The 1,990-nt window shown below is 70.0% G+C and carries 2 protein-coding genes; both read right to left on the reverse strand.

Features of this window, described 5'->3' with window-relative positions:
• On the reverse strand, positions 1-834 hold an 834-nt coding region (locus tag AC1D12_RS31880), incomplete at its 3' end, for an aminopeptidase (RefSeq protein ID WP_477845174.1).
• 28 nt (positions 835-862) lie between these two features.
• The gene (locus AC1D12_RS31885) at positions 863-1,990 is read right to left on the reverse strand and encodes an ABC transporter substrate-binding protein (protein ID WP_477845175.1); all 1,128 of its coding nucleotides are present in this window, start codon (positions 1,988-1,990) and stop codon (positions 863-865) included.

Consider the following 1,990-nt stretch of genomic DNA (forward strand, 5'->3'; position numbering starts at 1 on the left):
CAGCGTCGCCATGCGTTCGGCCTTCGCGGCGCGCTTGTCGGCGTCGCTGCGGCCGCTGCGGTAGATCGCATCCAGGTCATTGCGCGCCYGCATCGTCAGCGCGCGGAACTCCTGGCGCCGCTTGTCGTAGCGCTCGTACTCGTCGCGCGCCGCGGCGGTCGATTTCTCGACCAGCCAGCGCGTGCCGCCGATGCGCTCCACCGCGGTCGCGAACGATTCGTTGAACATCGTGTCGTCCTTCGCGAAGGCCACCTGGTGCGCCAGCTCGTGGAAGATCAGCCGCGCCAGCTCGCCCTCGGGCCAGCGGATGAAGGTGTTCAGCAGCGGGTCGCTGAAGAAGCCGCCCGGCAGCTTGCCCAGCGTCGAATAGGCCGGTACCGCGTAAACGCTGACCTCCAGGCCTTCGGTGCGCAGCGCATCGCCCTGCTCGTCGGCCGCCACCTGGTCGAAGTAGCCGCGGTAGCCGACGCAGCCGGTCACCGGGTAGCACCAGGTCTTCAACTGCAGGCTCAGCTCGGGCGCGGCCACCACGTTCCACACCGCGGCGCTGCGGTGCAGGTCGGCATAGCGCCGGTAGCTCGCGTTGTCCGGCAGCTTCAGCTCGCTGACCGCGTAGTCGCGCATGCGCTGCGTCAGCTGCAGGCGCTCGCGCAGCGGGTCGGAGGTGGCCGGGTCGGCAAGCCAGTCGCTGACCGGCTTGGCCTGGTTCAGCAGGCTCAGGTGGCCGCCGACCGATTGCGCCAGGTAGCGCACCGAACCGCAGCCGCTGAGCGAACCCAGCAGCACGACCGCGCCCACTGCCACCCACCATCTTTTCTTCACCGAGACTCGCATCACGCGAGTCTAGGCGAGCCATGCAGGCTCAGCTCAGCCGCCGCCCATTGGCCCCCAGCACCGCCAGGCCGACATAGCGCGATGCGACGTACGGCGCCGCACCGCCGAAGCCGAGCGAAAACTCGCCCAGGTTCAGCTGCTTCAGGCCGGTCAGCGCCTGGCGCAGCTTGTCGCGCGTCACGTCGCGGCCGGCGCGGCGCAAGCCCTCGGCCACCACCATCGCGTTGGCGTAGCCTTCGAAGCTGCTGGCGCCGAAGTCATCGCGGCCGATCGCACGCATCGCCGCCTGGTAGTTGCGCACCGATTCGAGCTTCTGCGACAGCGCATCCGGAAACACCTGCGACAACGCGATGCCCTGCGACGCGGCCCCCAGCTTGGCCAGCTCCGACGAGATCACCGACACCGACAGCCCGACCATCGGCAGGCCGGCCATGCGTGCGCGCAGCTGCAKCATCAGCGCCGTGCTGGTCGTGCCGGTGGTGCCGAAGAACACCACGTTGGGCTTGGCCGCGAGCAACTGGTCGACGACCTGCGCCACGTTGGAGCCGTCCACGGCTGCCGGCACGGTCGCCACCGCCTGCAACCCGGCCRCCTGCAACGCGGCGGTCGCGTCCTTCGCGACCTCCTTGCCGAACGGGTTGTCGAGGAAGACCAGCGCGATGTCCTTCAGGCCCATCGCGACCAGTTGCTGGGTCACGCGCGTCACCTCGTCGGTGTAGCTCGCGCGCACATGGAAGACGTTGCGCTGGCCCGGCTGGCGCAGCGACGATGCCCCGGTGATCGGCCCGACATAGGGCACGCCCGCCTGCTCGATCGCCGGGATGATCGCGGCATTGTTCGCGGTGCCGATGCACGAGATCAACGCGAACGCGGTGTTGCCCTCGAGCATCTGCCTGACGTTCTCGACGGTGCGCGCCGGCACGTAGCCGTCGTCCTTCATCAGCAGGCGCAACTCGCGGCCGTGGATGCCGCCGGCCTTGTTGATCGCTGCGAAGGCCGCCGAGATGCCGGAGTTCTGGTCGCGGCCGGCGCCGGCCAGGATGCCGCTCAGCGCGGCCGAACTGCCGAGCGTGACCTGCGTGGCCCCGAGCCCCTCGTCGGCCGCGCGCGCGACCTGCACCCACGCGGCGCCGCTCGCTGCCGCCATCCCCTGCAC

It is taken from the genome of Rhizobacter sp. P1_G5 (genome assembly GCF_056405435.1).